The organism is Scopulibacillus cellulosilyticus, assembly GCF_042665295.1.
GTDB lineage: Bacteria > Bacillota > Bacilli > Bacillales > Sporolactobacillaceae > Scopulibacillus_A > Scopulibacillus_A cellulosilyticus.
Map to the genome: position 1 here is coordinate 70,020 of NZ_JBHTCO010000041.1, position 22,374 is coordinate 92,393.

The window sequence follows — 22,374 nt, forward strand, 5'->3', positions numbered from 1 at the left end:
TTATTTAGGTATCGCCAGTTTTTGGCCAGGATAAATAACAATTGATGATAGATGGTTTGCCTTCATGAGTTTGTTAACAGTCGTATCATTTAATAAAGCAATTTCCCAAAGTGAGTCACCGCTTTTAACCTTATAAAAAGATGCTGCCGGTTTTTTCGATGAAGACGATGTCTTATGATTGGTATCACCGGATGCTGATGCGCTGCCGCTTAACTTTAATTTTTGACCCGGATGAATCATATCAGAAGTTAAACCGTTTATTGATTTAAGCTGCGCTACTGACATGCCGTGGGATGAAGCAATTTTCCACAACGAGTCGCCGGATTTAACAACATAAGTGCCGCCGGAGGATGTTGAATGACTGCCTGATGGTATATATTTATTTGATTCGCTCGCTGAAGATGCGTTACCTTTTAACTTTAACTTTTGACCTGGATGAATCATATCAGAAGTTAAACCGTTTATCGATTTAAGCTGCGCTACTGACATGCCGTGATCCGAGGCAATTTTCCATAACGAGTCTCCTGACTTAACGACATAAGTGCCGCCGGAGGATGTTGAATGACTGCCTGAAGGTGTATATTTATTTGATTCGTTCGCTGAAGATGCGTTGCCTTTTAACTTTAACTTTTGACCAACATAGATCATATCTGATGTTAAGCCGTTCATTGATTTAAGCTGTGCTGTTGACATGCCGTGAGATGAAGCGATTTTCCATAGTGAGTCACCGGATTTCACTGTGTATACTGAGCTGTTCCCGCCTGAAGAATCGTTGTCATGTGCAGGTGAAGGTGTCGGGTTTGAACTCGGAGGATTTGAACTGCTTCCGTCTAAAACACGTCTTGCCGTTACAAAATATTTGTTCCAGTATGTAGGTGAAAAAGCTGGAGAGTATTTAACACCATGTGTTGAATCAGCGTTTAACATTTGGCCGTTCCCGTCATAAATACCTACGTGGTTAATAACGCCGTCTCCGTCTGTATCATAAAACAACAAGTCCCCGGCTTGTAAATTACTTTTTGAAACGGGTACGCCAACATTCGCCTGAGCCGAGGAAGTCCGAGGCAATTGAATGCCGAAATGAGCAAATACCGTTTCTGTAAAAGAGGAACAATCAAAAGAATTAGTCTGTCCATAAGGAGCACCAAATACATACGGCGTACCCAGAAATTGATTACCATAACTTAAGACTTGGCCGCCGCTGGCTGCATGTCCTACACCATTAGCTGTGAATATAATACCTGTGGCTAACACAGCCGCAGGTATAAACTTTTTTGCTGTGGTCTTTTTATTCATAGAATCTCCCCCATAATATTGTTATTCTATTATTTATCTATCATTTTAATAGTTTTAATATTTTCATAGATTGGCAGCATTTTCATCATAACATAACAATATTTCCAATTATTTTACGTTTATATTACAAATATCTATTTAAAATGCCCATATACTATTATTTTCGTCATAATATGCAAGAAGTTTATCTTAATCCAGGATTAATACAATTTCTTGAAAACCCCTCATTTTAAGGTTGATAATCGAAATTTATATCCGTATACTCTAATTGTTAGGTTTAATGGTTCTTTAATAAAAAATTCATAAAAAATCAAAGGAGTAATCTATGAATCCGTTTGACACAGCTGTCTATCATGCTATCAATAATTTGTCCGGTCATGTTCTGTGGTTCGACAATATTATGGCATTTATAGCACATTACGCATTAGAAATATACGCTGTTTTGTTTGTTATTTTTTGGTTTACGCTGCCGAGAGCCAAAGTCAATAACCGGCACACATTAGTTATTGCATTTTTTGCGGGAATTATCGCTTTAATTATTAACTTTATTATTTCTCATATTTGGTTTCGTACCCGTCCTTTTGTTGCTTTGCCTCATGATAGCTTCCATAAACTTATTCCTCATGCCGCGGATGCTTCGTTCCCAAGTGATCATACATCGGGAAGTTTCGCTTTCGCTTCGGCTACCTGGGGGAAAAATACGAAATGGGTAAGCTGGATATTTACTGTATTTGCTATTGTTGTTGCGTTTTCCAGGGTCTATACCGGCGTCCATTGGCCAACCGATGTTATTGCAGGCATGATTATTGGCACGATTGCCGGACGATTAGGCTGGAAACTATCATCCTTACTTTACCCTTTAACAAAATTCGGTATTAAATTATTCCGCCTTGAACCAAAGGATAGAAATATTAGCCGTATGTAATATACACACAAAGAGGCCGACTCAAAAGTCGGCCTTTTTTTTAGGGGTCTGACCCTGTGAACTGTGTATAAAACATCAAGTTATCCACAATATTAAAGGGGACAACAACAATAAGGATGATTGGTTATGAACAATGCAGTTAACAGTGAGCGAAATGTTGCCAGATATCTTGTCCAGCAGCTTACCTTATGGGGATGCAAAAGAATCTATGGTGTGATTGGCGATGCCAACCTGTTTTTCCTTGATGAATTGGGGAAACAAAATCAGATTCAATATATTCCTTGCCGTAATGAAATGAATGCCGCCCTCATGGCATCCGCCGAAGCAAAGCTAACGGGGCAATTAGCTGTCTGCACGGCAACTTGCGGACCCGGCATCACTTTATTACTTAATGGTTTAGCAGATGCATGGCAAGATAAAGCGCCGGTTCTGGCTATTACGGGACAGGTGCAAAGAACGCAAATCGGCACAGGCGATGTCCAAGATATTAACCAGCAAGCGTTAATTCATCCGCTTGCACTTTATTCTGCCTTAGTATCAGACAGCCATGCCTTCCCGGAACTTCTGAATATCGCAATGAAAACAGCTCTCGGGAAAGGCGGTGTCGCCCACCTGTCAGTGCCGAAAGATGTTTGGCAGCTGCCAGTAAACGGCGGGTTTTTTCCCCTTCCGCCAAGCAAACCGATTCCGGCACCGCCGGCAAATGATTATCAAAAGGTGATGGCTGAAATTAATAAAGCGAAACGCCCGATTATTCTTGCCGGACGCGGCATCAAACAAGCGAAAACAGAAGTGATTCAATTTGCGGAAAAAATCCAAGCGCCGATCATGGCGACAATGCCTGCCAAATGCTGCATCCCTAATGATCATCCTCTTTTTATTGGAGGACTGGGTCAAGGCGGAACCGATATTTCCCGGGAACTCCTCAATCAAGCAGATCTTTGTATTATTTTAGGAGCGTCATGGTGGCCGAAGGATTATGTTCCTTCAGGCATTCCAATTGTACAAGTAGACGCGATTGCCGAAAACATTGGTCACAGCCATCCGACAGCCGGGGCATTAGTCGGAGATATGGCAGGCATCCTCCCAAGCTTAATCGCTCAAGCCCAAGTAAAACAGAATCAAACGTACCTTAATGAAATTGAACAAAAGAAAGCCGCCTGGAATAAAAAAATTGAATCGGAGACCGGTGAAAAAACCGACGTTCCAACACCAGCACACATTATAGCGGAACTTAACAAATATATTGATGCTAACGCCGTTATGACGGTGGATACAGGAGACCATACCCTATGGTTAGAGCGGATCTTTCAATATCAAAATCAGGAACTTCTTCTATCCGGAACATGGCGAACACTTGGGTTTGGTTTGCCTGCAGGAATTGCTGCCCAGCTCGCCCATCCTGAAAAACAAGTCGTGTGCATCGCGGGTGATGGCGGTGTTGCTCATTCAATTATTGACTTGATTACAGCCGTGACCTATCAACTGCCGCTGACACTAATCATTATTAATAATGGCGCCTACTTTATGGAAACGAGTAAAATGATCACAGAAAGCTTAAACACACTCGGTTCACAGATTCCAAATCCCGATTACGCCGCTATGGCGCAGTCTTGCGGTGCCGAAGGATACAGGGTTGATAAACTTGCAGAACTTGAACCCGCTATAACGCAAGCACTCGCTTCCAAGCAGACATCAGTCATTGATATCCATTGCACCGCACCAATTTTACCGCATGCTAAAATTTTAAAAGGATCAAATGATATTAATCGTTAAAGCATTCTTCACCATTTGAATAGGCCCGTCACAAAGACGGGCCTATTCAAGTCGCGTTCAGATGAACATACATATAGATTTAATGAGATAAAATTTGTTTATCTTTTGCTAATTGCTCAATATTAATTGCTGCCAAAGCAAGTGTTTTTAAAGCAATTATCATTACGGACTCATCAAAATCAAATTTTTCATTATGATGCCCTGCCGCTAAGGTCGTCCCAAAGATAGCATAAGAGGCCAGCCCGCCATTTGATTTAACCTTGTCCAGCATATAAGTGGCATCCTCTGATCCTGCAGCAAATGAAGAAATATCTTGAATCGATTTAACTGTATCAACCTGTTCAGCTTGAGAACGGATATACGGTGCTAATTCCGGACTGGAATTACAGCTTGTCGCAGCACCGACAATATCAATCTTCGCTTCAACATCGTACATTTGAGCGGCGCCCTTAATTACCTGTTGGGCATTTTCAAACATAAAGCGATTGATTTCAGCCGTTTCCCCGCGTGTTTCAAGCTTTAAATGCGCTGAAGCAGGAACGACATTTCTCCCGCTGCCGGCATTTAATACACCGACATTAACACGTGAGGCGCCGCCGCTGTGCCGCGGTATGCTATGAAGATTAAGGGCAGCAGTTGCCGCTGCCAGCAATGCATTCTTTCCTTCCTCAGGTTTCGCTCCGGCATGCGAAGCAACGCCAGTAAATGAGACATCCATCTTAGTCGTGGATAAAAACCCGTTAGAACCGCAAACCACTTCACCAAGCGGTACCCCCGTACCAATATGCGAAGCAAATAAAACATCCACATCGTCGAGCACGCCTGCCTCAACCATCGATTTGGCGCCCCGAACACCCTCTTCAGACGGTTGAAATATCATTTTAATTCTTCCATTTAATTGTGATTTGATTGCGGATAACAACTTGGCAAGTCCCAGACCAATAGACGTGTGGGCGTCATGTCCGCAGGCATGCATCATGCCGTCATTTACCGAAGCAAATTGATCAGCAAACGGCTGGTGGTCTTGATCATTGGATTCTTGGATATCTAATGCATCCATATCAAAACGATAACCGATTGTCGGACCCGGGCGCCCGGTATCGAGTATGCCGACAACACCTGTAAAGCCTCCTGAAAAACGGGGCAGCCATTTCATATCGGCGCCTTGTTGCTCGGCACGTGCTTCATGTCTTCTTAAAAAGTCTTCTTGCGGAACTCCCATACGTGAATCTTTATCAATAACTTCTTCCCCTGCTTTAACTTCAAATCCCCACTGTTCTAACCTGGCTGCAACAAGGGAAGCTGTTCTGAACTCAACCCAGCCGGATTCAGCATACTTATGAAAATCGCGGCGCCATTCTACCATTTCTGGATATAGCTGCTCTATCATATTATTTATATCTGTCATTTTTAACCCTCCATAAGTTTTTATGGAAATACCATGTACACTGGCTTGATCATCTTTTTGCTGTTCAAAGTTTTCAATGACTAATTACCATTTAAATCTGCCTGGATGTGTAACCAGCCTCATGGCCATAAGCTTTAAAAGCACCTTCCCCATCCATTGCTTCAAATATCTTAAATTTATTTAATGACTTGCCATAGACGTGAAAAGTTATTGAGGACAGGTCACCCCTAATTAATGTCTATCTTAATTATACTAAATATTTTACCACTTTTGTTAATTGGGTAAATTTAACTTAAAAACTCCTTAAAACATGACTTATAGATCGCCGGGAATTAAAGAGGTTTTAAGATTTTTTTACCACTCTGCAATAGAGCCATCCTTATGGCGCCAGACCGGGTTTTTCCAATCATGGCCTTCTTCCGCTAATTTCCTGACAAGTTCTTCATTAATATCAATGCCAAGACCAGGGCCTTGCGGAATTTTCACATATCCGTTTTCATAATTAAAAACAGATGGATCGGTGATATAATCCAATAAATCACTTTTAACATTGTAGTGAATGCCTAGGCTCTGCTCTTGTATAAAAGCGTTGTGGCACGTCGCATCAACCTGCAGACAAGCAGCTAACGCAATTGGGCCTAATGGGCAATGAGGTGCAGCAGCAACATCATAAGCTTCAGCCATTGATAATATTTTCTTGCTTTCGGTAATTCCGCCGGCGTGGGACAAATCCGGCTGAATAATATCAACATAACCATTTTCTAGAACCTTTTTAAAATCCCAGCGCGAATACATTCTTTCACCCGTTGCAATAGGTACAGCAGATATGGAAGCTATTTCTTTTAAGGCTTCATTATTTTCCGGCAGGACCGGTTCTTCAATAAACATTGGACGGAACGGCTCAAGTTCCTTTACCAAAACTTTCGCCATTGGCTTATGGACCCTGCCATGAAAATCAACGCCAATGCCAATATGGTTCCCGACTGCTTCTCTAACTGCTGCTACTCTGCTTACTAACTGCTCTACTTTTTCAAAGGAATCTATGTATTGCAATTCTTCCGTCCCATTCATTTTTACGGCGGTAAATCCGCTTTCAACGACTTTTTTGGCAGCCTCACCGACATCAGTTGGACGGTCCCCGCCAATCCACGAATATACTTTAATTGAATCCCGGCAGGCGCCGCCCATCAGTTCATGTACCGGCGCATTATAAAATTTACCTTTAATATCCCAAAGTACCTGGTCAATCCCGGCGAGAGCACTCATTAAAATTGGGCCGCCTCTATAAAAGCCTGAGCGATAGAGCATATTCCAATGATCCTCAATACGCGATGGATCCTTCCCTATTAAATAGGTCATTAATTCATCAACAGCGGCCTTGACCGTTTTGGCCCGACCTTCAACAACAGGCTCTCCCCAACCTGAAATACCCTCATCTGTGTCGATTTTTAAAAATAACCAGCGCGGCGGAACAAGAAACAGTTCATAATTTGTGATTTTCAATTGAATCTCTCCTTTAGATGTTTTGGACAGCTTGTACATATTGTTTAGCTTTATCAATCAGTTCATTGAGTGATGATTCTGAGGTGTCAATGTTTGAAGGAACTAGGGATCCGCCAATGCCGACTGCGCAGGCGCCAGCTTTAATATAATCAGCTGCATTAGATAGATTCACACCGCCTGTCGGTGCCAAAGGGATTTGCGGAAGCGGACCTTTTACCCCTTTTACAAAAGCAGGACCAACACTATCAGCCGGGAAAACTTTGACGATATCTGCGCCGCTTTCATAGGCTTTTAAAATTTCCGTTGGTGTATAGGCACCCGGTATACTAACCGCACCGTAACGCTTTGTCATCTTGATTGTGTCAATATCTAAAGAAGGCGATATGATAAAGGCCGCGCCGGCTAACAAAGATTGTCTGGCTGTCTCCGGATCAAGAACTGTTCCGGCCCCTATAGCCATCTCCTCTCCCATTTCCTCATTTAGTTGTTTAATAGAATCAAGTGCATGAGGCGTATTTAGAGTCACTTCGACCAGCTTGATTCCGCCTTTGTTTAAAGCCCGGGCGACAGGCAGTATTTTTTTTGAATCAACACCGCGGATAATAGCAATTATTTTGTTTTCTAAAATTTTAGATAAAGTATCCATGATCTTCCTCCTTTGAAAATAGAAGCTCAGATTGCTGCATTTGTCACATCAGTTTATATTTAAAATCTTATCTTTGAACACCCTCTCCTTTTTTGAATTATTATAATAGTGTTTATTTAGAATTCCGTCAATAATAAAAGTAGAACTTTCATCCGGTGAGTTCTGCTCCTAATCAACTAAGAATGATATAAAGTGTTAGACACAGCCTAGAATTTTTACTTTGAAAATAACTTTCTACTCTTTTGTAAGTTGCTCGAATTAACGACGCCTTTAGCGGACCCTCATCCTCTTTTATCTGAACTTCTATGATTAAAAAAAGTGCCCATCATTAAAGATGAGCACCCAATAATCATTGTTCAACAGGCATACTTTTTTTGTTATCTTCTTTTGTAAATAAGAATTTTGCCAATAACGATTGACCTATAAGAAACAGTCCGCCGACAAGCCAATACAGCGGCAGAGCGGCAGGGGAATTAAACGATACAAATAAAATCATAATAGGCGACATAAGCCCCATCCACTGCATCATTTTTCGCTGTTCCTCAGGGATGTTAAATTGCTGCACCTTGAATTGAAGAAAATAAACAATTCCTGCAAGTATCGCCAATACGATATCCGTATGACCAAGACTGAACCACATAAAATTGTGTGAAGCAATTTCTTTAGAACTTCTAATCGCATAATAAAAACCCATGAGTACAGGTAATTGAATAACGATAGGCAAACAGCCCATCGGCGATATTGGATTAATACCGTGCTTTCGGTAAAGCGAAAGCATCTCTTGTTGGATTTCCCGCTGTTTTACAGGATCTTTCGTCTCTTTTAACCGCTTTTTAATATCATCCATTTCCGGCTTAACAATATTCATCTTTTCTTTCATTTGCTGTTGATGTTTGTATTGCTTTAGCATGAAAGGCAGGAGTATAAGTCTAATTACAATTGTTATTAATATTATCGCAATGCCGTAGCTGCCATTAAAGATAGAAGCAGTATAGTGGATTAACTTTGCAAACGGCTCGACTAAATAATCCTGAAATATTCCAAGGTGAAGATGCGATTGATTACTTTGTCCCTGGCATCCCGATAAAGTAAAAATCGCGGCTGCAGTAAGTATGGCTAAATAAAGCTTTTTCATCATTTTCCTCCCCATTATCGTTTCTAAACGCGAGGTTTCTAAAAAGAGAGCAATACCTCAAACTTTTATATACTCTTATAATGAGGAGATTAAATGGTCAGCGGAATCAGCTGCAGATGGTCTATCCTTACGTTTGATATATTTTGAAATCCATATAATGACAAAGTTATGCGGAATGACATTTTTTTGATCTGATGAATCATTGACTTTTTTTATATTAACAAAATGAGGGTTTTGAAATGATTCCGATTTATGATATCGAATTAAAATAGCCCAGGCTGCACTGAAGGAGAAAGTAACAATCAAAGCCATTATAACGGTATAGACAATTGGATCATTCGGTATATTGACTATTGCTTCTATCATCCCGGAGTCCCCCCAATTTTATAAAAATACAGATTTGTTCCCTGTTTATATATTATGACATGCTTTGGAACTTATCTATATAAATTCTACGAAAAAGTTTTAAAAAAAGTTTTAGCCTTGATAAGCTCTTTTAGCTAGAGCAATGGCACCGCATAAGCCCGCATTATCTCCCAGTCCGGGGGAAACAATGTAATTATCGATATCGACGAGGATTTCTTTCGTTTCTACATAACCATTCAGCAGTTCTTTAACATTTTTTCGAATCATTGGAAACAGCTGCTTTTGTTTCATGACGCCTCCGCCTAATATAATTCTTTTTGGAGAGATGGTATAGACAAGATTAACAACAACTTGTGCTAAATAATAAGCCTCAATCTCCCAAACTTTATCGACTTCTTGAAGTTCAATCCCTTTCTTTCCCCATCTTTTTTCAATAGCCGGACCTGCAGCCATACCTTCGAGACAATCGTTATGATATGGGCAATTGCCGGTAAAATGATCTTCAGGATGCCGTTTAATTAAAATATGGCCCATTTCAGGGTGAAGCATGCCATGAAGCATTTTCCCTTCAACAATAGCGCCTCCCCCTACGCCTGTGCCTACTGTCATATAGACACAGCTGTCCAGGCCTTTCGCAGCACCCCATTCAGTTTCGCCAAGTGCCGCCGCATTAACATCTGTATCAAAGCCAATTGGCATATCGAAATGTTTTTTTAATTCACCAATAAAGTTAAAGTTTCTCCATTTTGTTTTCGGTGTACTTGTAATATAACCGTAAGTAGGGCTGTCCTTATTCGGATCGACCGGTCCGAATGAACCAACGCCCATGGCATCCATTTGTTTATTCTTAAAAAATTCAATGACCTGCCCCATCGTTTCATCTGGTGTTGTAGTAGGGAAACTCACTCTCTCAAGTATTTCGCCGTTTTCATTCCCGATACCGCACACAAATTTTGTTCCTCCAGATTCTATTGCTCCAAAAAGCATGGTTAATTTCCTCCCTGACAACATCTTCGTTAATTATAGTCTCTTTTATTTTATCAAACTTACTCACTCGTCCTGAAATATTAAAGACTAAATTAAAGAAAACTTGCCGATTGGCAAGCCGAAGATGCAGACAGGGGCCCAGTTGAATTTGCATTTTTAACGTTAAATCCCCTGCGCCGAATAACCATCTTTGCTGGTAATTTAAACTTTCTTAAAATGAAAAAATACGGTGCCCTGCTGAAGGGAAACCGTATTTTTTGAACACGCGGCTTATATAGATATTTTTTGTTTTGGTTCTTGAACGGAGCCTATAAGATCATATGTTAAGCAAACGGGCTTATGATATTGAGGATCGTTAATGATGTATGCATCGATATCAAAGACTTTTCTGAGAGTCTCTTTTGTCATAATATCTCTGCAGGTGCCTTCTGCGACTAAAGCACCTGAATTCATTGCAATCATATAATCTGAAAATCTCGCTGCAAGATTAAGGTCATGGATAACCATAATAATTGTGCGCTGCTCCTCTATATTTAATTGCTTTAATAGTTTTAAGACTTCAAGCTGATGGGCCATATCCAAAAAAGTTGTTGGTTCATCAAGAAGCAGCAGCTCGGTTTCCTGGGCGAGCGCCATAGCGATCCAAACGCGCTGTCTCTGTCCCCCGGATAGTGATTCAACAGGTTTTTCTGCAAATTCCAATGTGTTGGTAATAGATAAGGCCCACTGAATAGCATCCTTATCTTCTTTCTTGAGCCGGCCGAAGCCCCTTTGATGGGGAAAACGCCCGTAAGAGACAAGCTCGCGGACTGTCAGGCCGTTTGGCGCCTCCGGGTTTTGCGGGAGAATGGCCATCTGCTTTGCTATTTCTTTCGTCGGTTCTTTATGAATCGCCTTTCCGTCAAGATATATGGCACCATTTTTCGGTTGTAAAATCCGGGCTATCGTTTTAAGAAAAGTAGATTTTCCGCACCCATTAGGTCCGATAATTGTTGTAATGGCTCTCTTAGGAATTTCCAATGACAAATCCTTTATAATTAATTGATCTCCATATCCTGTGGAAATACCCTTTGCAGAAATTGACAATTCACTTCACCCCTTATCTTTTTCCATTTCGCTATTTCCGCTACCATAAGTATAGAAACAAAGAACATCAACAAAAGTAAAATAAACTTCGGAGTTGATTATGTCAGATCCAATAAGAAGAGTAAAAAATACTTCGTAGGGTTGATTTTCCTTTTTAGGCATTTCACAAACCCTTTTAAAACCAATAGTAAATACAATAATTAAAAATGATAATCATTATCAATTACTATATTAATGTTGCCTCCAACTGTTGTCAATCAATATTTGATAACGATTATCAATATTAAGAAAAAGTTATCCACAGTTCACAAAGTTCACGGGGTCAGACCCCAGAAACGTGTGGATAATGTGGATAACTGAAGTTGACCTCGTTATGGCCGGCATAAAAAAAAGCCGTCTCTTATGCTATGAGACAGCCCTTCTATCTTAAATGAAACCATTTCCCTTTAGATAGTCAATGATTTGATCAACACATTGATTGATTGTCAGGTATTCCGAATCGATGGTAATTTCCGGATTCTCCGGTTCCTCATAAGGTGCGTTTATCCCAGTAAACTCACGAATTTCTCCTTTGCGTGCTTTTTGGTAGAGTCCTTTTGGATCGCGTTTTTCACATTCATTTAACGAGCATTTAACATAGACCTCAACAAATTCATCGGCCTCCAGCAATTGCCGCACTGACTCGCGATCTTCTTTGTAAGGAGAAATAAAAGCTGTCAGAACAACGCTCCCGCTGTCAACGAACAGTTTTGCTACTTCTCCTATGCGGCGAATGTTTTCTTTCCTGTCAGTCTCCGAAAATCCCAAATCCTTATTTAATCCAAACCTAATGTTATCCCCGTCTAAAACATAAGATTGCAGATTATCTTCAAAGAGCCTCCCGGCAACAGCATTAGCTAATGTTGATTTACCTGAACCCGATAACCCTGTAAACCAGATCACAAAACTATGATGTCCGGCTCGACTTCTCCGTTCCTCTTTTGAAATAGACGCGGAATGCCAGGTGATATTTGCAGACATTTTCTTAGCTCCCTTCGTTACTGCGGTACCTTTTCTGCCAGTCCCTCTACAAGTACTTGAACAACCTCCGGACGGCTAAATGTGCTTGGAAGTGCCTCCCCGTTTCTTAATAAGGTCCTTACTTTTGTTCCTGAAAGAATTAATCGGTCCTCGTTAGAATGCGGGCAGGTTTTTAACGATGCCATACTGTCGCATTTTAGGCAGTAAAAGCTGTGTTCAAAAAATAACGGCGTAATCCCTAATTCCTCTTTAGTAAAATTGCTGAATATTTTTTGAGAGTCATAGGTGCCGTAATAGTTGCCAACACCTGCATGGTCCCTGCCGACAATAAAATGCGTGCAGCCATAATTTTTGCGTACCATTGCGTGAAAAACAGCTTCTCTTGGTCCAGCGTATCTCATTGCTGCCGGAAAGACCCCTAATAATACCCGATCTTTAGGATAATAATTCTCAAGCAATACCCGGTAACTCTTCATACGGACGTCTGCAGGAATATCATCGTTCTTTGTCTTCCCGACAAGCGGCTGTAAAAATAACCCGTCAACTGTTTCAAGCGCCGTCTTTTGGATATATTCATGGGCACGATGAACAGGGTTTCTTGTTTGGAAGCCAACTACTGTTTTCCAGCCGCGCTCTTCAAATTGCTGTCTTGATTCAGCAGGTTCATATGTTTCACCAGGGAATAACTTCTCCGGTTTTTTTGTCAGGATAATCTCACCGCCAAGATAAACAGCCGGACGTTCAAACAGCTTAACGACACCAGGATGCGCAAGCTCGGTTGTCCGATATACGAATTCCGCTTCTTTCAGTTTATCTGGTTTAAATTTATCTTGAATGCGCAGCACCCCGTAAACCTCACCATGATGGACAAGCTTTGTTTCTTCACCAACATTTAAAGATAATGCTTTATTCTCATCGACAGGCAATGTGATCGGGATTGACCAAACCGTCCCATCTGAAAGTCTCATGTTCTCTACAACACTGTCATAGTCACTCTTATTAAGAAATCCTGTTAACGGGCTGTAAGCGCCAATACCGATTAATTCAAGGTCACGAAGTGCAATTACATCAAGTTCCACCGAATGTTTGATTTTTGAAACCTCATAATTTGGTTGATAGCGATTGATTAATGTTCCTCCATGCGGTGCAATAGTCATCAATATTTCCTCCTCATTTTTGTTACAAAGTTTTTAGGTTCTTCTTATCTATCAAATGCACATTCAAATGCGCATTTTTCATAGTTGTTTACTTGGTTTTATAGTCAATTTTGTCCTGAAATAATTTCAATCCAACTGATTTTGTTAAACTGATCCCTCCAATCGTTGCAGCAAAAACAATGACGACTACAACGAAGGCATACCAGTTTGAGAAAATAAAAGCCTGGACAAACACATAAGATAAAATCAATGAAAACATTGGAGATACAATCCAGATTTTCAATAACCTTTTTACAATACTTTTTTGAAAAACATTCACGCCATTTTTGGTGTAACCTATTCCGAGTATTGAAGAGGTCGTAATCTGCGCCATCGGAACCGGGATGCCAAAAATTGAGGCTAATATAACAAGACTGGCGCCAGTAGACGAAATAATAATCCCTTCAATTTTTGAAAAAATAACGATTTTCTTTCCGTTAGTTTCAATCACTTTTCTTCCTAAAAGCAGGACCCCTATACCTACAGCAATCCCGCCAATCCATTTTCCTTCGCCAATATTCAAGATACCGGCGCCAACAAGCGGGCCCACAGAATTGGCTACATTATTCATTCCTGATGAAAATGCTTCAAAAAAACCTGCAATAATGAGCAAGACCGTTAATAAAATTGTTTTATTTTCAAGAAAGCTGGTTAGTTTTATTTTTTCAAAAAGCTTCTTTAAGATAATTGTGATTATAAAAGCAAGTACAGGAACCACAAGCCAGCAAATGATGATAAAGATGAGTTTTGATAAATACATAGATTGATAGGCAACCCCTATACCTACTACAGCGCCAACAGTCACTTCACTTGTTGACAGCGGAATGCCCATAATATTTGCCATAAACAATGAGGAAGCGGCTGATACTAAGATAATGATAACGATTTGGACACTTAGATATTTTTCGTTGATAAGCCCTGATCCAATCGTCTTAATAACTTCTCCCCCGCCAATGGTTGCACCCAGTAAAATGCCAATTGAGCACAACAGTAATGCATAGTAAACCTTTTTAACAGCGCCAGAACCGTAAGCGACACCTAAGGAAGCGGCTGCTCCGCTCCCGCCAATATTTAGAGCAAAGAGCAAGCCAACCAATATTGCTATCCATGTCATGATGACGTTCCTCTTGTACTGACATGTAATCCGCATTCAAGTTTCTCTTGTCCTGCCCACCGGCCTGAGCGTAAATCTTGTTCGTTAAAAGCAGGCTGTGTACAAGGTTGGCATCCGATGCTTGGATATCCTTTATCATGAAGAACATTATAAGGTAATTGGTTCTTATGAACGTATCTCCAAATATCTTTCCAAGTCCAATGAATGAGCGGACAAACTTTCACTTTGTGAAATTTATCATCCTTATTAATATATTGGACATTTTTTCGTGTAGGAGACTGCTCCCTTCTTAGACCGGAAATCCAGGCAGATACATGATCCAATGATTCTTTTAACGGTTCGATCTTTCTTAAATGGCAGCATAAGTTAGGATTACTTTTCCAAAGTTCCTTGCCGTATTCTTCTTGTTGTTCTTCTAATGTTAACTGCGGCTTTTTTAATATAATCGTCAAATTCGGGTATTTTTCCTTAATTTGATCGATCACGTCATAAGTTTCCTGAAAGTGTAATCCTGTATCTAAAAAAACGATATGTGCATACGGGTTAACTTTTGAGATGAGATCAATTAAAACGATGCCCTCTACTCCGAAGCTGCATGAATATAAAATTTCATCTCCATATGTTGAATAAGCCCATTCAAGAACTTCAAGCGCACCCTTTGTTTCAGAATTTGAATCAAATGATAATTCCGGTGTTAGCCAATTTTGATACGTTATCAATTTTTCTATACTCCCTTCATCAAAAGAGGCGGCCTTAGCTTTTTAATACGTGTTCAAAAAAAGAGGAAAAGAATCTTCCCGGACCCCTTTGAACAATCGTAAGCTAAAACCGCCTCTAGTTTGTCTAGTCAGCGTATTATTTTAATCTTACTTTTTCATTTTTTTCAAGCTGAATGACTTTACCATTTTGGACAACAAGTGTAATTGATCCAAAATGCATGGATTTAAGCATTTCTTTTATCTGTGAAATGACTGGATCTAATTGTTCACTATTACCCACTTCAGTCCCCCCTTCAATTAGAAAACTTGGCAATCATCAAGCTGTCTTTAGCTGATGATTTCCTAGTTGCTATATACTATCCGCCGTCTTGGCCCTAACGCATAAACTCAATCAAGCTAACCAAGATATTTTTGATAGTAAATTAGGAAATGCCTCCACTTCAGAAAGACTGCGAGGTAATTTCTCAACCTTACTTATCTTCCAAAATGGTATCCATTTTGCTGGATTTAGCACCTTATCCTCATACTCTGGTAATATAATGAAAAACTGAGCTGAGCAACGGACAGGTTGCCGGGGTTTCATCGGGCCATATCCCTCCGCCTTCTCTTGATAAGTATTAAGTGTTATTGATTTAAAATCTTATCATAATAAACAGAAAAGTCAACCCGACTTTTTGGGTCGGAATAGTATTTTTTAATAAAATGTTTTATTTCACAGCATTTTCAACGAAAAAATTTACTGAAATTAGTAATTTTTATTACAAAAAGGCTGATTTGAATTAAAAGTATTGTTCAGTTCATTTCATCCCGTTCAGTAATCGCGGCTAATTTATCATATAAATAATCATAAAAAGTGTGAAGAAAATTTTAGGCTTATCCACATTTCGGGGGTCAGACCCCATAAACTGTGGATAACTTATCAAGGAGTGTATAGTACTTTAATTCAAAAAAATCCCGCCGAAGGGCGGGATTCTGATTTCTACTTCAAGAACCATTTAATTTTCTTAACTCCTGATCGCTTTAAAAACAGTTTCCTAGTAATATTAATTATCAAAAGAAAAAAGGACCCATGATATATGCGCCCTGCAGCATTGGCCCCACCTACGCCAGATGCCATAACAACCACATTTGTTGTTCAACCTAATAACATTATAAATGATAACGCTTACAAAATCAACTCGAATAACCAAATTGACCTTTCAAAGGGTTAAATCATGAGTAAGCAAAACCACCTGCCATAGCGCCGGTGGCTTCCCTCACATGGAAGTAAATTAACTTCTAAACACATATGGGGGTAACCGCCACATGCCCCTGCATACGATAAACCATTAGAGAGTTTCATAATATAAGGATTTCAAAAATTAATTCATATTATGAATACCCTTTTTATTGAGGAGGTTTTTTATTTGGAAAAAAACAAGATTTACGAAACAGCGGACAAAATTTACAATGTGATTGCTGGTAAAGGGATCAAAGTTGAAAAAGTCGAAACAGAAAAAGGCATGGCGTTTATGAGATATTTAAAAAAGTAGAACAACTGATTTGAGTTAGTGCATGAAAATAACCCCAAAAGTACTTTAAAAAGGAGACTCGCAGTGAGTCTTAGTAACAAATTATTGTTTAAATTACTTTTTTTAATGTCACCCATAATTTTTATGTTGGTATTTATGTTAATTAATGTATTTCTTAACAACAATGATTTTTCATTAGGCTTCATGAATGCTTTATCTGTTACAGCTATATATTACTTTTTCATTAGTTTATACTTTATCTTTTTTCATATAAAAGATGAAAAGAATAATGATATGTAACTCCAAACTGATTCTCCTTATATCATAGGATGGTCAGTTTAGAGTTCTTATAACGATCATTAAGTCAACTAAGACAAAAATTTAAGATCTTTTATTTTCATTCTTTTTACATAAATAAGCGTTGCCCCATGTCTCTATAGATTTAAGTATTGGGACAAAATCTTCTCCAAGAGCTGTTAAATAATATAAAACCTTCTTAGGGTTATCGTTTGTTTCTTCCCTTTCAATGATGCCATCATTTTCGAGGTCTCTAAGTTGCAGTGTAAGAATACGTTGGCTTATACCTGGTATTTCACGGCGCATTGCATTGTAATACATTGGTGATTGCGACAATAAAGATAAAATGATGCCTTTCCATTTACCACCAAAAATATGCATTGTTAATTCAATTGGACAAGCTTGCTTTACAGTAAATGTACAAGTACCATATTGATCGCTTTTAAAGCCTGACATTTTCTCACCTCAATGGGCAGTAACAAAAATGTGCCTTCTTGTTACACCTTTTTTCACTTATTAAACTAATGATATCAAATAAATAAGAAGAAGGTGTATGAATTGGAACTTGTTCAAATCTCTGAACATGTTTATAAACTTACTTATAAAACCGTCGTTGGCATTCCGGTCAAAATCAATACATGGTACGTGGTGGATGGTAAGGATGTTTATATCATTGATACCGGAATGAAAGAATATGCACGTACGCAGTTGAACGCAGCAAAATCTTTAGGTGTTCCCAAAAGTATCTTACTGACACACGGTCATTTGGACCACATTAATGGTGCCAAGTATTTACGAGATGAATTAAACATTCCTATATACTCGCACGAAATTGAAATTCCGTTTATCAATGGTGAAAAGCCATATCCAAACAAAACAGAAAAGGAAACAACAGGTGTTGAACATCAAGTTGAAGGTTTAAGTGACAATATCATTAAAACTTTACCCCTAGACATATATTTAACATCCGGTCATACTCCGGGGCATGTGATATACCATCATAAAGATGACAATGTATTGTTAACTGGAGACTTGTTCATTTCTCATGCTGAAACCTTACACCCACCAATTCAAAAGTTCACAGTTGATATGGACGAAAATATTACTAGCGGGCAAGTTATAGATGAAATAAAACCCTCTATCATATCTTCATCACATGGCGAAGATGTTAAATACAATGATGAGTTATATGCCATTTATAAATTTAGATATGAATAGGAGGTAGAAAAATGAAAATACAATTATTTCAAATTGAGATTATAGAAGGAGAAGTTGAGCAAAACGAAAGCCGTATAAAAGCCTTATTTGAAGAAAATCTCGAAGCAGATACTGAGATTGTTGTGATACCTGAAATGTGGAATAACGGTTATGATTTACACCATTTAGCGGAAAAAGCAGATATCAATTTAACAAGAAGCCTTCCTTTTATCCAAAGTTTAGCAACCAAACATCACGTGGATATTATTGCAGGTTCAGTTTCAAATAAACGCAATGACAACATTTATAATACAGCCTTTGCGGTATCAAAAACGGGTAAGCTGCTCTATCAAAAAGATAAAATACATCTCGTGCCGATGTTAGATGAACATTTGTATTTAACTAGTGGAGATGAAGTTCCAGAAGTATTTGAAATTAATGGTATCAAAGCGAGTCAAATTATATGTTATGACTTGCGTTTTCCGGAAATTACCCGCTACCCAACGTCTCAAGGAGCCAAAATCATATTTTATGTTGCGCAGTGGACTACAAAAAACATAGATCATTGGAGAACACTATTGAAAGCAAGAGCCATAGAAAATTGTGTCTATGTCATTGCATGTAACAGTGTGGGGGACGTTAATAATGAAAATCATGTCGGCAACACATATGCGGGGCATTCAATCGTCATCGACCCAAACGGAAACATCGTAGAAGAAGCGGGCAACCAAGAAGCAATCATAACAGCAGAAATCGATATACAGAAAGTAGCAAAACAACAACAAAACATCCCAATTTTCGAAAACCTGAGACCGGATGTTTATAAGTATGCGGAGTAAAACTGTGCATAAAGTTTTGTATCCTATAAAATGCGCTTTATGTAAACACAACATAAGTTGTATAATCAAATTACTTTTATAGTTTTCAAATTTGATAACTGTGAAATCCATTCAACATAAGCACGGGTTCCGTTTGGCGTAATTACTGCCCCTTGGGGTCTTGTTCCCATATTAACTTTGATTTTGAGGATAAAGAACGAATAAACAGTTAAAGGCTCCCAATAGTTTAACGGCCACATAAAGGCAAAATTAAAAGGCCTGAGCCCGGTACAATACCGAATTCAGACCTTACAAGCCGCCTAAGAAAATAATCTGTCTAACTTTATGGGGTCACTTCATACGCTAAGGAACCGACTTTTTTTAATTTATCTTGTTAAGCTAACGCATGCTTACCCTAACTGGCGTTTAAATGCTTTAATGGCGAAGAAGTAAGCGATGACCATGATGCCGACGCACCAGGCAAGCGCGATCCAAATACCGTTGCCGACAGACCCTTCATACAAGAGGGCGCGAATCGTATTCACGATTGAAGTCACGGGCTGGTTCTCAGCGAACGCACGGACAATTTTAGGCATGGTTTCGGTGGGAACAAAGGCCGAACTGATAAACGGCAGGAAAATCAGCGGGTATGAGTAGGCTGTCGCCCCTTCCATAGATTTCGCTGTCAATCCGGGAATGACCGCCAGCCATGTCAGCGCCAGTGTAAACAGCCCGAGTATCCCAGCCACCGCGAGCCAATGCAGGATATCAGCGTTGGAACGGAAGCCCATCAAGAGCGCAACGAAGATAACTACCACGACAGTAAGCGCATTGGAAACGAGCGAGGTCAACACGTGAGCCCACAATACCGACGAGCGCTTAATGGGCATGGTAATGAAACGCGCCATCAGCCCGCTCTTTACATCCGTAAACAGCCGCAGGGAAGTGTAAGCGACGCCGGATGCGATAGCCATCAGCAGTATTCCCGGCAATAAATAATTGACGTAGTTGTCCGTACCTGTCTTTATGGCGCCGCCAAATACGTAGACAAACAGCAGCATCATCATAATCGGCGTAATTGCCACCGTGATAATCGTATCCGGGCTGCGCATGATGTTGCGCATTAAACGCCCTAGCAATACCCCTGTTTTGCTTTTCATTTACATCTCCTCCTTTTTGCCGATGATCGCGAGGAAAATTTCCTCCAATGTCGGCTGCTTCTCAATGTACTCCACTTTCGCCGGCGGGAACATCTCTTTGAGTTCGGCAAGGGTACCGGTCGTGATGATTTTCCCGCCATGCAGGATGGCGATGCGGTCTGCCAGTTGTTCGGCTTCCTCCAGGTACTGAGTCGTCAGCAAGATGGTCGTGCCGCTGCCGGCAAGCTCCTTGACGGTATCCCAGACTTCAATCCGCGCTTCGGGGTCAAGCCCTGTCGTTGGTTCATCGAGAAAAATGACTGCTGGCGCCCCAATCAGACTCATGGCGATGTCGAGCCGGCGCTTCATCCCGCCGGAATATTTGTCCGCCCGGCGGTTGGCCGCGTCAAGCAGGCTGAATCTTGCAAGCAGATTATCGGCGACTTGAGCGGGATTGGAAACCCCTCGCAACTTGGCGATCATCATCAGGTTTTCCCGCCCGGTATGCATGCCGTCTAAAGCTGCGAACTGACCTGTCAGGCTGATGCTCTGGCGAACATGATCCGGTTGACGCTGGACGTCAAAGCCGCAAATGCCTACTTCGCCGGCATCGGGCTTCATCAGCGTTGAGAGGATGCTGACCGTCGTCGTCTTGCCCGCTCCATTTGATCCCAGCAGTGCGAAAATTTCGCCGCGCCGCACCTCAAAATCCACCCCCTTTAAGACTTCCTTGTCTTTAAAGGACTTTTTTAACCCTTTTACAGAAATCGCTGCATTGCTCATACTTTTTTCCTCCTTATAAAAATCGCTTTGCGGAGCTGGATTGCCTATACCCTATTTAGTCTGGCTGATAATCTGTATGACTTAGTACCAAGTTGAAAATATAACTGAATAGCGAAAGCGGCAATTCACATTTGTAACCAGCTATTCAGTCGGTATTATCCATTGAATTTACTTTTTTCCCAATCGCTTCATGATACTCTGATTCAAATCTTCACGATACTTGGCGACATAGGTTTTAGCGTTTGCCACTAGTTCGTCGGCAAAGGACGCCACGTCGTCCCCGGTGATTTCCAGAACTTGTTTGCCTTCCGCCGCACCGTCCTCAAACAAATCGATTAATTCATACTGTATGTGCAGCATATCCATCCCGTTGCCCGCTGAGAAATTCCACATGTAGTTTTGAATTTTCTTAAATACATACTGGTAGTCCTCTGGCAGGGCTTCAACCCGTGCCATCATCATTTTGTACTCTTTTTTATCACCAATCATTTTTTTGAACATTTCCATCATATTATTTTTCCTCCTTTTTTATAAAGCTGTACAAGACACTCCAAAAATATCGGACGGATTATCTTATGAAGCTAGGTTGACTTTAAGACATTAATTTTTGATGATACAAAATCCCATTTTTTCCAAAACAATTCAAGTTCCTGGCGGCCAGCCTCATTAAGTGAGTAAAACTTGCGGGGCGGCCCCATATCTGACGGTTTCTTTTCTACGTTCACCAGTTTTTTCTTTTCTAATCGCATGAGGATGGTGTAGACCGTCCCTTCCACGACTTCGGTAAACCCAAGCTCGTTCAGGCGGCGGGTTATCTCGTAGCCATAGGTTTCATGGCGGCTGATGATTTCCAGCACGCAGCCTTCCAGCGAACCCCTCAGCATTTCGGTTAAATTTTCCATGTTCAGAGCCACCTCTATTTTGTCTGACTTATATTCAATGTAACTTAGTAGCGAGGTAAATTTTTTTAAATAACTTTTTGGAAATCACGCTATTAAGTATTACTTATTACAGGTACATTGTAACACCGAGTAGAAGAGGTGTCAACTATTTTTCTTAAAAATATTTCGATACCAATTTGAGCTGCGATTTTTCCTTTTTCCATAAAAACTGGACTAAGATGAGTTTCCTTATTGGCGCTACCCCTTTTTGCATGACATTTATAACCTTATAACGACTTCTGCCCCGTCCTTATCTTTCACTTCAACGATTGTTAATCCTCGATATCGCTTGATTTCCCTCAATAAATGCCTAACTTCTCTACGATCAATTGACATGGGAATAAACGATTTTGTATTTTCATCTACGTTCTTCTGGATAAACTTACTGTTTACAAATTTCCATAGTAATGGTGAAGTTGCAATCCAACCACCGGCACGTAAAAGGGTGTATGGCAAAGGAACCGTGAATTTCCTCTTGCCTTTAAGTTTCACTTTAACTTTTAACATGGCG

The 22,374-nt window shown here is 40.2% G+C and carries 24 protein-coding genes and 1 riboswitch; of the genes, 5 read left to right on the top strand and 19 right to left on the bottom strand.

Annotation, left to right across the window (positions count from 1 at the left end):
- Positions 1 to 1,296, bottom strand: a complete 1,296-nt coding sequence (locus ACFQRG_RS18785) for a LysM peptidoglycan-binding domain-containing protein (protein ID WP_380968969.1) — start codon at positions 1,294 to 1,296, stop codon at positions 1 to 3.
- Positions 1,297 to 1,621: 325 nt separating this feature from the next.
- On the opposite strand from ACFQRG_RS18785, the gene ACFQRG_RS18790 reads away from it, so the two are divergent.
- Both ACFQRG_RS18790 and ACFQRG_RS18795 read left to right on the top strand, forming a co-directional pair.
- Complete coding sequence (locus tag ACFQRG_RS18790; RefSeq protein ID WP_380968971.1) at positions 1,622 to 2,221, top strand: phosphatase PAP2 family protein; 600 nt, start codon at positions 1,622 to 1,624, stop codon at positions 2,219 to 2,221.
- A gap of 126 nt (positions 2,222 to 2,347) precedes the next feature.
- Positions 2,348 to 3,997, top strand: a complete 1,650-nt coding sequence (locus tag ACFQRG_RS18795; protein WP_380968973.1) for a thiamine pyrophosphate-binding protein — start codon at positions 2,348 to 2,350, stop codon at positions 3,995 to 3,997.
- Positions 3,998 to 4,076: 79 nt separating this feature from the next.
- Here ACFQRG_RS18795 and ACFQRG_RS18800 read toward each other — a convergent pair whose 3' ends face one another.
- The 12 genes from ACFQRG_RS18800 to ACFQRG_RS18855 all read right to left on the bottom strand — a co-directional run bounded on the left by ACFQRG_RS18800 (position 4,077) and on the right by ACFQRG_RS18855 (position 15,457).
- Positions 4,077 to 5,405: a M20 family metallo-hydrolase gene (locus tag ACFQRG_RS18800; protein WP_380968975.1), complete on the bottom strand. Its 1,329-nt coding sequence runs from the start codon at positions 5,403 to 5,405 to the stop codon at positions 4,077 to 4,079.
- Positions 5,406 to 5,759: 354 nt separating this feature from the next.
- Positions 5,760 to 6,908 carry a galactonate dehydratase gene (gene dgoD / locus ACFQRG_RS18805; protein ID WP_380968977.1) on the bottom strand — a complete coding sequence of 383 codons (1,149 nt, stop codon included), beginning with the start codon at positions 6,906 to 6,908 and terminating at the stop codon, positions 5,760 to 5,762.
- Between the two features lie 13 nt (positions 6,909 to 6,921).
- Complete coding sequence (locus tag ACFQRG_RS18810) at positions 6,922 to 7,554, bottom strand: bifunctional 4-hydroxy-2-oxoglutarate aldolase/2-dehydro-3-deoxy-phosphogluconate aldolase (RefSeq protein WP_380968979.1); 633 nt, start codon at positions 7,552 to 7,554, stop codon at positions 6,922 to 6,924.
- A gap of 349 nt (positions 7,555 to 7,903) precedes the next feature.
- Positions 7,904 to 8,692, bottom strand: coding sequence for a membrane protein insertase YidC (gene yidC / locus ACFQRG_RS18815; RefSeq protein WP_380968981.1), 789 nt, complete (start codon positions 8,690 to 8,692; stop codon positions 7,904 to 7,906).
- Positions 8,693 to 8,764: 72 nt separating this feature from the next.
- Positions 8,765 to 9,055: a hypothetical protein gene (locus ACFQRG_RS18820; RefSeq protein ID WP_380968983.1), complete on the bottom strand. Its 291-nt coding sequence runs from the start codon at positions 9,053 to 9,055 to the stop codon at positions 8,765 to 8,767.
- Positions 9,056 to 9,166: 111 nt separating this feature from the next.
- Entirely contained in the window at positions 9,167 to 10,042 is an 876-nt protein-coding gene (locus ACFQRG_RS18825; RefSeq protein WP_380968985.1) for an ROK family protein, read from the bottom strand.
- A 270-nt stretch (positions 10,043 to 10,312) separates the two neighbouring features.
- Positions 10,313 to 11,128 carry an ABC transporter ATP-binding protein gene (locus ACFQRG_RS18830; RefSeq protein ID WP_380968987.1) on the bottom strand — a complete coding sequence of 272 codons (816 nt, stop codon included), beginning with the start codon at positions 11,126 to 11,128 and terminating at the stop codon, positions 10,313 to 10,315.
- Between the two features lie 426 nt (positions 11,129 to 11,554).
- Positions 11,555 to 12,148 carry an adenylyl-sulfate kinase gene (gene cysC, locus ACFQRG_RS18835; RefSeq protein WP_380968990.1) on the bottom strand — a complete coding sequence of 198 codons (594 nt, stop codon included), beginning with the start codon at positions 12,146 to 12,148 and terminating at the stop codon, positions 11,555 to 11,557.
- Between the two features lie 17 nt (positions 12,149 to 12,165).
- On the bottom strand, positions 12,166 to 13,305 hold the full coding sequence (gene sat / locus ACFQRG_RS18840) for a sulfate adenylyltransferase (RefSeq protein WP_380968991.1): 1,140 nt from the start codon (positions 13,303 to 13,305) through the stop codon (positions 12,166 to 12,168).
- A gap of 88 nt (positions 13,306 to 13,393) precedes the next feature.
- Entirely contained in the window at positions 13,394 to 14,458 is a 1,065-nt protein-coding gene (locus ACFQRG_RS18845; RefSeq protein ID WP_380968993.1) for an inorganic phosphate transporter, read from the bottom strand.
- Positions 14,455 to 15,177, bottom strand: a complete 723-nt coding sequence (locus ACFQRG_RS18850) for a phosphoadenylyl-sulfate reductase (protein ID WP_380968995.1) — start codon at positions 15,175 to 15,177, stop codon at positions 14,455 to 14,457. Before ACFQRG_RS18850 ends, ACFQRG_RS18845 begins: the two co-directional genes overlap by 4 nt.
- A gap of 136 nt (positions 15,178 to 15,313) precedes the next feature.
- Positions 15,314 to 15,457, bottom strand: a complete 144-nt coding sequence (locus ACFQRG_RS18855; RefSeq protein WP_380968996.1) for a YezD family protein — start codon at positions 15,455 to 15,457, stop codon at positions 15,314 to 15,316.
- Between the two features lie 191 nt (positions 15,458 to 15,648).
- Positions 15,649 to 15,794, bottom strand: a riboswitch (SAM riboswitch).
- Positions 15,795 to 16,583: 789 nt separating this feature from the next.
- Between ACFQRG_RS18855 and ACFQRG_RS18860 the strand changes: the two genes are divergently transcribed.
- Positions 16,584 to 16,709, top strand: a complete 126-nt coding sequence (locus ACFQRG_RS18860; RefSeq protein ID WP_380968998.1) for a hypothetical protein — start codon at positions 16,584 to 16,586, stop codon at positions 16,707 to 16,709.
- Between the two features lie 360 nt (positions 16,710 to 17,069).
- Here ACFQRG_RS18860 and ACFQRG_RS18865 read toward each other — a convergent pair whose 3' ends face one another.
- Complete coding sequence (locus ACFQRG_RS18865; protein WP_380969000.1) at positions 17,070 to 17,441, bottom strand: winged helix-turn-helix transcriptional regulator; 372 nt, start codon at positions 17,439 to 17,441, stop codon at positions 17,070 to 17,072.
- 102 nt (positions 17,442 to 17,543) lie between these two features.
- Between ACFQRG_RS18865 and ACFQRG_RS18870 the strand changes: the two genes are divergently transcribed.
- Both ACFQRG_RS18870 and ACFQRG_RS18875 read left to right on the top strand, forming a co-directional pair.
- Positions 17,544 to 18,203, top strand: a complete 660-nt coding sequence (locus tag ACFQRG_RS18870; RefSeq protein WP_380969002.1) for an MBL fold metallo-hydrolase — start codon at positions 17,544 to 17,546, stop codon at positions 18,201 to 18,203.
- 11 nt (positions 18,204 to 18,214) lie between these two features.
- Positions 18,215 to 19,021, top strand: coding sequence for a carbon-nitrogen family hydrolase (locus ACFQRG_RS18875; protein WP_380969004.1), 807 nt, complete (start codon positions 18,215 to 18,217; stop codon positions 19,019 to 19,021).
- A 389-nt stretch (positions 19,022 to 19,410) separates the two neighbouring features.
- On the opposite strand, the gene ACFQRG_RS18885 is transcribed toward ACFQRG_RS18875, so the two are convergent.
- The 5 genes from ACFQRG_RS18885 to ACFQRG_RS18905 form a co-directional block, all read right to left on the bottom strand.
- Positions 19,411 to 20,160: an ABC transporter permease gene (locus tag ACFQRG_RS18885; RefSeq protein WP_380969006.1), complete on the bottom strand. Its 750-nt coding sequence runs from the start codon at positions 20,158 to 20,160 to the stop codon at positions 19,411 to 19,413.
- Positions 20,161 to 20,922, bottom strand: coding sequence for an ABC transporter ATP-binding protein (locus ACFQRG_RS18890; RefSeq protein WP_380969008.1), 762 nt, complete (start codon positions 20,920 to 20,922; stop codon positions 20,161 to 20,163). It abuts the gene before it with no gap.
- Positions 20,923 to 21,090: 168 nt separating this feature from the next.
- A complete protein-coding gene (locus tag ACFQRG_RS18895) occupies positions 21,091 to 21,432 on the bottom strand; it encodes a DUF1048 domain-containing protein (protein WP_380969010.1) in 342 nt (113 codons plus the stop codon).
- Between the two features lie 71 nt (positions 21,433 to 21,503).
- Positions 21,504 to 21,824 carry a PadR family transcriptional regulator gene (locus ACFQRG_RS18900; protein WP_380969012.1) on the bottom strand — a complete coding sequence of 107 codons (321 nt, stop codon included), beginning with the start codon at positions 21,822 to 21,824 and terminating at the stop codon, positions 21,504 to 21,506.
- A 258-nt stretch (positions 21,825 to 22,082) separates the two neighbouring features.
- Positions 22,083 to 22,370: a hypothetical protein gene (locus tag ACFQRG_RS18905; protein ID WP_380969015.1), complete on the bottom strand. Its 288-nt coding sequence runs from the start codon at positions 22,368 to 22,370 to the stop codon at positions 22,083 to 22,085.
- Positions 22,371 to 22,374 lie beyond the last annotated feature (4 nt).